The organism is Arcanobacterium sp. S3PF19 (genome assembly GCF_000758825.1).
In the GTDB taxonomy this organism is placed as follows: Bacteria; Actinomycetota; Actinomycetes; order Actinomycetales; family Actinomycetaceae; genus Arcanobacterium_A.
In genome coordinates this window covers 1-8,282 of sequence record NZ_JRMX01000010.1, presented here as the reverse complement: position 1 = coordinate 8,282, position 8,282 = coordinate 1, and the positions used below count along the sequence as shown (strand labels likewise).

Annotated in this window: 1 protein-coding gene; it reads left to right on the top strand. The window is 53.1% G+C overall.

The features are described from left to right. Positions 1 to 82 precede the first annotated feature (82 nt). A partial coding sequence (locus HMPREF1631_RS01960) for a leucine-rich repeat protein (RefSeq protein WP_034231801.1) occupies positions 83 to 8,282 on the top strand: 8,200 nt, incomplete at its 3' end.

Below are 8,282 nucleotides of genomic sequence, written 5' to 3'. Positions count from 1 at the left end.
CCGGGGGGGGGGTGGTTTCGGTTATGCTTCAATTGCGCTGTAGTCGCACTGTTTTGATTTTATGATTTTCGAGGTTGGTCGTATGACTCGCTTTGCGCGCTTCCTGGGTGTTGCCTTAAGTGCGGTTCTTATTTTTCCCGCGGGTTTTTCGCCTGCCGCCGCCGCAGTTACTTCCGTGCGGCCGGGATATACGGATGTCGGTTTAACGCCGCACACTCAGCATTCCCTGCCCGAAAATCCGCGCACCGCGCACGAAATGCGCCGCACCGGATTCGTACGCGCACAGAAAAGCGGCAGCGTGCGTGCCGCCGCGGAAAAAAAGACGGCAAACCGTGCCGCGCTTTCTTCTTTGCAGGAGCGCAGGCTCGCGGAGATTTCCCGCACGGGCGGTTTCTTTTCCGGTATTTTGCGCGCCTGGCGCGGTTTTTCTTCTTCCCTCCGGACTCCCGGGGGATATTTCGTCCTTTCCGACGGCGTGCTCAGTGGCCTGACACCGGAAGGGGAACTTCACTTTAAGACCGTGCACGAACTTACTGTGCCGGACGGGGTAAGGAAAATAGGGAAAAACGTTTTTAAATCCCGCGGCCTGAGGAAAATTTCGCTCCCGCAGAGCGTAAAAGAAATCGATGACTACGCTTTTTACGACAATAAAATCAGCGAAGTCAGTCTTTCGCACGTAAGTAAAATCGGCAGAAGCGCATTTCAGAAAAATGCGGTCGCAGGCAAACTGGAGCTGAAAAATCTGCAGCTGCTGGGAGAAAGCGCATTTACCGACAACGCGATAACAGAGGTGGAAATAAAAGAAGACAGGCCTTTGACCGATACTTCCGCCCGGCTGGAAACAATTGCGAAAAACACGTTCCGCGACAACGAAATTTCCGCCGTCACACTTCCGCAAACGGTACGGGTGCTTTCCGAGGCGTGTTTTGCGAATAACCGGCTGAAGAATTTTCCTTTCCGCGAGGGGATGACGTCCGTGGGGGACGGGGCGTTCAGCGGAAACTTTTTTTCCGAAGTTGCCCTTCCGCAGACGATTACGCAATTTGGCAACGACGTTTTTGCCAACAATAAGCGGTGGATTAAAATCACGTCCGCGCCCGCCGCGGTAAAAGACGCCAAATACGCTTCGGGTTTCGGGCACGTGCGCACAGCCGTTTCGATTAATCTGCGGTTTGTGAACGAAACGGGCATGGATATTGTTTCTCCGCAGGTGCTGAAAAGCGAATTTTTTGAACCGGACGGCGTGCATTATCTCGGTGTGGAAAACACGATGGATGCACCCGATTTTTCCGGCTATGTTCTGGACACGGTAAACGGTGTTCCGTTTAGCGGCGACAAGGTGCGTTTCACCCCGGACAGAGACGGATATGCTCTGGTACTGAAATATAAACGGAAAAATCTGTCTCCCGTGATCGAGGGAAAGATCAACAAAAATTTTGCCGTGGGCTCGACGGTTGACGCCGCTGCGCTGCTCGCGGGGGTAACGGCCAGGGACGCTGCGGGCAATCCCCTGACGGTCAGCGTTTCTTTCGGCAATATCGACTCCCGGATTCAAAACCAGGCCTATGATGTGTATTACAGGGCGACCGATGCAAAGGGGCATACCGTTACCGTTCCGGGAAAGGTTTTAATCGGAACCGACTGGCGGGAGATGCCGATCTGCGCCGGGTGGAAGGTAAAAGATTTTCTTTACGTGAAAGACGGCGAGCCTGATGCCGGGCAGATCGCGGGATTAAATCCCGAAGGTGCCCATGGCGCAGACAGGGAAATCAAATGCTGGCCTTCCGTGAACGGCAAAGGCGAATCCGTATATAAAATTGCCGACAAAGCTTTTGAGGGGCGCAGTCTGAAGAAAATTCCGCAGAGCTGGGGTTCTCTCACCGAACTGGGGTCGCGGGCATTATTCGGCAACGAAATTGAGGCACTGCCCGAAAGCTGGGGTAAAATCGGCAAACTGGGAGAAGCGGTTTTTTCCTGGAACAGCACTCTTAAGAGTATTCCGCCAAATTGGGGAGATCTGCGCGAAATTCCGGGATATACCTTTGCCGGCAGCGGAATCACAAAACTTCCCGGCGATTGGGGAGAAATAACACGCATCGGAAACAACGCCTTTTATCAGCCGGAAGATACCAAATCCCGCGGTATCTCCGCTCTGCCCGCAAGCTGGGGAAAAATCACGGAGATTGGGAAAGAGGCTTTTACCCGCAACAGGCTTACCGCTCTGCCCGTCTCGTGGGGAGAAATAACCTCTTTGGGAGAAAATTCGTTCGGTGAATGCGAACTTTCCGCCGTGCCTTCTTCGTGGGGAAAAATCACGAAGATCGGGGGATATGCTTTTGCCCGCAACAGGCTTACCGCTCTGCCCGCAAGCTGGGGAAAACTGACCGAGCTGCCCTGGGCTGTTTTTCGGCTGAATCCCATTGCTTCCGTCCCTGCCTCCTGGGATAAGATTGCCAAAATCGGAGGCGCCGCTTTTGAGGGGAACAAACTTACCTCCCTGCCCTCCGACTGGGGTGATGTCAGTGAAATAGGCAGTGATGCGTTTAAAGATAATATGATTGCGTCTCTGCCCTCCGACTGGGGCAGGATTACGAAGTTGGGCGGCGACAGCTTCTCCTACAACAAAATCAGCGCACTTCCCTCCTCCTGGAAGAATATAACGGCTATCGGCAATGATGCCTTCCGGGCAAACAGAATTGCCGCCATTCCCGGGCACTGGGGGAAAATAACGTATATAAGCTACGGTGTTTTTTTCGCCAACAGAATTAAGTCTATCCCCAAACACTGGGAGAATGTGCGCTGGATTGGCAAGGAGGCGTTTTCGAAGAATGAAATTGCGGCGATTCCGGACACCTGGGAAAAAGTGGAAGGACTGGGCGATTATGCTTTTGACACCAATAAACTCACTGAAATTCCCGCGCATTGGGGAAGCCTGACTGAGATCGGAGACAATGCGTTTTCCCGCAATCCGCTGAAAAAGCTGCCGCAGTCGTGGGAAAATATAACCAAGATCGGCAATAATGCTTTTTCCCAAACGCAGATTGCCGCCGTGCCGGATACCTGGGGAAAAATCACAAAGATCGGCGCGGAAGCATTTAGCGAAACGAACCTGAAAATGATTCCCCCTTCGTGGGACGGGGTGACGGATATCGGCTACGGTGCTTTTGCCTCTACGGCAGTTACCGCCGTACCGGAGAGTTGGGGAGAAATCACCCATCTGGGCAGCAGGGCTTTTTCCGGCTGCCGCCTGAGTAAAATCCCCTCTTCGTGGGGGAAAATATCCGGTCCTTTGGAATACTCCGTTTTTGCCGGCTCCAATCTGACCAAAATACCGGATGACTGGGGCGAAATCACCGGAATCGACGAAGGGGCATTTGCAGGCAGCCATATTTCGGCTCTGCCCGCAAACTGGGGAAAAATAACGTATGTCGGCGATAGGGCCTTTGCGGACAACAATATTGCAAAGCTGCCCGACAGCTGGGGCGAAATCACCAGAATCGGGCGGTCCTCCTTTGAGGACAATAAAATTGCGGCTTTGCCCGACAGTTGGGGAAAAATAGATACGCTGGATCAATACAGCTTCAGAGGAAACGAAATTGCGAAAATTCCGGATGACTGGGGCGAAATCACCGTTTTGCCGCTGGCTGTGCTGAGCGACAACAAAATTACGCACCTGCCCGCATCATGGGGGAAGATAAAGGAAATCGTGGCTTATTCCCTGGAGGGAAATCCGTTTAAAAACATCCCCGACAGCTGGGGCGGTGTGCAGAGAATCGGAAATGAGGCCTTTGAGCATACCCACGTGGAAAAAATTCCCCTAAGCTGGGGAAAGGTGAGTTTTCATCCCGAAACCTTTGGTTTTACCTATCCCGAGAAAGGAAAATACAAAACCGGCGCCGGGGAGGAAACGCAGAAAATGGATCTGGTTTTCGAAGAAGACGATGAGGATGTGCAGCGTGTTATGGACACGCTTGGCTCTGATTCCAGCGGGGCGTTGGCCTTGCCGGGGCGCATCGCCTACATCCGCCCCAAATCCGGTGTGCGTCCCGCAGGGATAAAAGATACGAAATTCGTAAAAATTTTGGACGGCACATTCGGCGGCACGGTGAAAGTGCGGCACCTCGACGAAGACGGCCGTGAGCTGCATGCGCCGGAAACCATCGTTTACGACCTGCGTAAACAGGTGCGGACAAATGAGGAGAACGGGAAAGATCCGAACAGCAAAACCGTGGACGTAAAACCGCTGAATCTGCTCGGATATAAATCGCCCGCCGCCCGGGTTGCGCTCATGGACGGCAGCGTAAAAGAGATAACGTTCAGATATTCCAGGATAAACCCAGGCGAGATTCAAAAAGGGAAACTCAACCTGAACGGGACAATCACAAATACCCTGATCGGGCACGAGTTGGAAACGGAAGTCACGTTCGATTCCGAAGAACCGCTTGAAGACGGTTCCATACTCGTTCATTTTGATCCGGGATATGTGTCTTATATCAGAAATTCCGGCAGCGAATTTATCGGCCATATAGGGGAGGAAACTCCCGGCGTGCTGAAAATCAGATTAAAGCCGATTAAAACGGGAACAAAGATAATATTTTATCTGCGTTGGAAACTGAAAGAAAGAATCACGCCGGCGAAGAAGAAATTCCCCGTTTATGCCGTTTTGCTGGACGGGAAAAATACCCTGCGCAAAACGAAAACAGTCAATTTGAGCGGATACTACAATCTGCCCGAACTGAAGAAGAGAGTACGCAAAGACCTCTACGATTACGTGAGCGATTTCGATGCGGATTCCACCGGGAGAAGCGTAGCGCAGAGCGGCAAAAATTACGCGGTATATGAATTTTCTCTGGACAGTCTTTACCGAAATGCGGATAAATATACGATTACGGACGAACTGCCCGAATACGAAAAATCCGACGGCACGAAGGCGCGCGCGGTATTCGTCGCGGAAGAAAATCCGGGCTGGACGCAGGGGCCGGACAACAAACTTACATACACTGCCGCGGAGCGTCTTTTGACGGTATATAACAGCCTGGCTGTGCTGAAACTGCATTTCCCGGGAGCGAAAATCGAATCGGACATCAAAAACGGGGCGAAAGCGCAGATCATTCCCGAGAATAAAGGGGAGCAGGAAGGAACGATGCTCTCGGCCGGATCGGATTTCTTCAGATTCTATAAACCGGTTGCGCCCGAGGGAAAGCAGTCCCTGGAAAAACAGGCTCTGGGACCGCATTATTATTCGCCGATCGGCTCATACGTGATTTACGATACCGACAATGACAAAAAGTCGGTTATTCCCTGGAAAATATCGGTAAGTGCGGGAAAGAAGAAAATTCCGTCCCCGACGTTCACGGATTACGACCTGGATCCGCGGCTGCGCTATTCGGCGATTGTGCCTTCCCGGTATATGGTGGGCGCAAATGTGCTGCTGACGGATGCCGCGGGCAAAATCAGATACAAAACTTCCGTGAACGGGTTTGACAGAGTGCTGCTGCCGCAGGAAATCACCTCGCTGCCGGGAATTCGCCTGACGGTATCCGATATGCTGACGTTCAACAAAGGCGATATCACGGAATTTACGGTTGAAACAAAGCTTAAGGATCCTGCGCAGCCTCTGTATGCCAAAGGATCGTCTGCGGGCAATACGCTGCGCAATTATTCCGTGCTGAAATCTTCGGACGGGGAGAGTCTTTCCTCCGGCGCGTCTGTGAAAATAAGACCGGCGGGCAGGGTATTTACCGCCTTAAAAACGATTGACGACGCAAAAGCCATTCTTACGGGCAACGAGCGCGTCTACAGCGTGGGCAGCGAAGTGGAAAACGACTACAGTGATCCGTCCGTGAATTTTGAACTGACCGATCTGATTCCCAAGGGCGTGGACGTAAAAGACATCCGGCTTACCGAAGCCTTTGCCCGGCTGCCCGGCGCGGGTTATGAATTGATTCCGAACTACCGCAATACGGGAAGAACGGCGGTTAGGTTTACGGCCGACGAGGTGGAAAACGAGGAGCAGCTGCGGCATATTGCCGACATCTCCGTCTATTTTTCCGTGATGGTGGACGATTCAAACAAAACGGTTGAAAATGACGCATATGTGCGTGCCACGGGAAAGCACACCGCATACCGAAACGAAGTGGAAAATCCGCCGGCCGGCCCGGGGAAGTGGTCGAAAGCCGCTGTGGTTTCGAGTATTTCCACCACGAAAGAAGTGTATATCGAGAAGAAAGTCCGGCAGAAGGGGCGTCAGGAGTGGAAAGATAAAATTCAGACTGCGCCGGGCGCACGAATCGAATACTCTCTGCGCGTGGTCAACGGGACCGTGCTGCAGATCGAAAGCCCCGTAATCTATGATGTTTTGCCCTACAAAGGCGATAAAACACTCTTTACCGGGGAGCGGAATTCGCAGTTTTCCAACCGGCTGGGCGACACTCCGATAACGCTTCCGCAGGGATGGAATGTGCGCTATACCTGTGATCCGAATGTGAACAACAATAATCTGACGTCCGTTTCCTGGCAGAGCGAGAGGTGCGCGGACGTGACGGCGCTGCGGTTTGCCGGCGATGTGATTCCTCCGCGAACCGATGTTCGCGTGATTCTGCCGATGACTGCCGGGCCGAAAGGTTCGGCGCCGGGATCGAGAGAGCATCTGTATCAGAGCGCGGTAAACCATTTTATTTACAACGACAAAAACAGGAAAAACGCGGCAGGTTACGGAAACGCGATTGAATCCAACCGGGCGTCGAACGAACTGATTCCCCCGCTGTCGCATATCACTTTTAAGAAGCTGGGAATGAATATCGTGAAGGGCCACGGCGTGGTGAGCAGGGATCCGCTTGCCGGGGCGCTGTTCGGTCTGTACGACGGCGGCGGAAAGCTGCGGCAGAAAGCAGTGAGCAACAAAGACGGGGAAGTTTCTTTCACCGCTCCCGCCGAGCGGGGGTGGTTTGTGCGCGAACTGCGTGCCCCTGCCGGTTTTGGTCTGTCGGAAATAATATATACGCTCGGCGAAAAGGATTTCACCGATTTGGATGAAAAGAACGGCGTGTATAATGTGCGGATAAAAGACGTGGTCGATTTTCCGAAGTTCATTCCGGTTATTCCGGGTATCGGCTCCGTGGAGTTTACGAAAGTCGACGTAGAGGGCAAACCGCTCGGCAATGTGGAATTCACTCTCACGCCCACTTCCACCAGGAATCTTGAGGGATATGACGGACCGACGCCCAAAATTCCCGTGCAGACGGTTTCTTCCGACGAAAAAGGCTTCGTGAAGTTCTACAACGTACCCGTGGGTACGTATGTGCTGAGGGAAACGAAAGCTCCGCTGGAGCACCTGCAGCAAATCGAGGGAATGAAAGTTATCGTGCGCAAAAACGGCGAACGCGTGATTTTGGGCGAGAACGGCAGGCTGTACAACAACCGTTACTGGCAGCGGCTGTACAAAATCGGAATCAGAGGGTCGGTTACGCAAAAGCCGTTCGGCTCCTGGCAGGCGAACGACGGTGAACGGCTTTCGGCGCGGTTTAATCTGTATGAGGACGGGCAGTATCTGCGTGAGGTCTCGGTTGGTCCCTGGGACGGTGCCTGGCTTGGCGATCTGAAACCCGGCAGTGTGTATGCTTTGGAAGAAACGCAGGCGCCGCAGACCCATATTTTGCAGCCGCAGCGGTATAAGTTCACCGTAAACGCCAAAGGCGAGGCGTGCGATGAGCAGGGTAAGCCGTTTCTGATTCAGGACGGGCTGTTTGTGCCGAATGAGGAAAAGGCGCATCCTTCGGAACTGACGGTGACGAAGAAGGATCCGGATGATCCGGATGCGAAGCCGGACGGTGCAGGTTTCGCTCTGTTTAGGAAAGAGGGGGATACCTATGTGCGCGTGGCTGTGGCGGAAACGAAAGACGGCACGGCAAAATTCAGCGATATTCCGGAAGGGACGTATCAGGCGCGCGAAATAAAGGCGCCTCTTGGGTACGGCAGAAGCAGCAGGGTTTACGACTTCTCCGTGGGCAGGTACGATTCGCAGAAATTTACCTGGACGGTGGAGAACTATCGGGCAAAAATCAAAATTCTGAAATACGAGCCGGCATATAAAGGCGTGACGAAGGATTTCGCCGCAAAAGCCGTGGCGGACAATGCGGACTATAAAATGTGGGAAAACAACGTCGGCCTGTATGACGTCGGCGTGCCTTTGCCCAAAGCGGTTTTTGAAGTGACGGATGCCGCGGGTGCGGTGCAGGAGGAGCTGACTACCGATGAGAGCGGCAATGCGGTGTTGGGCCGGC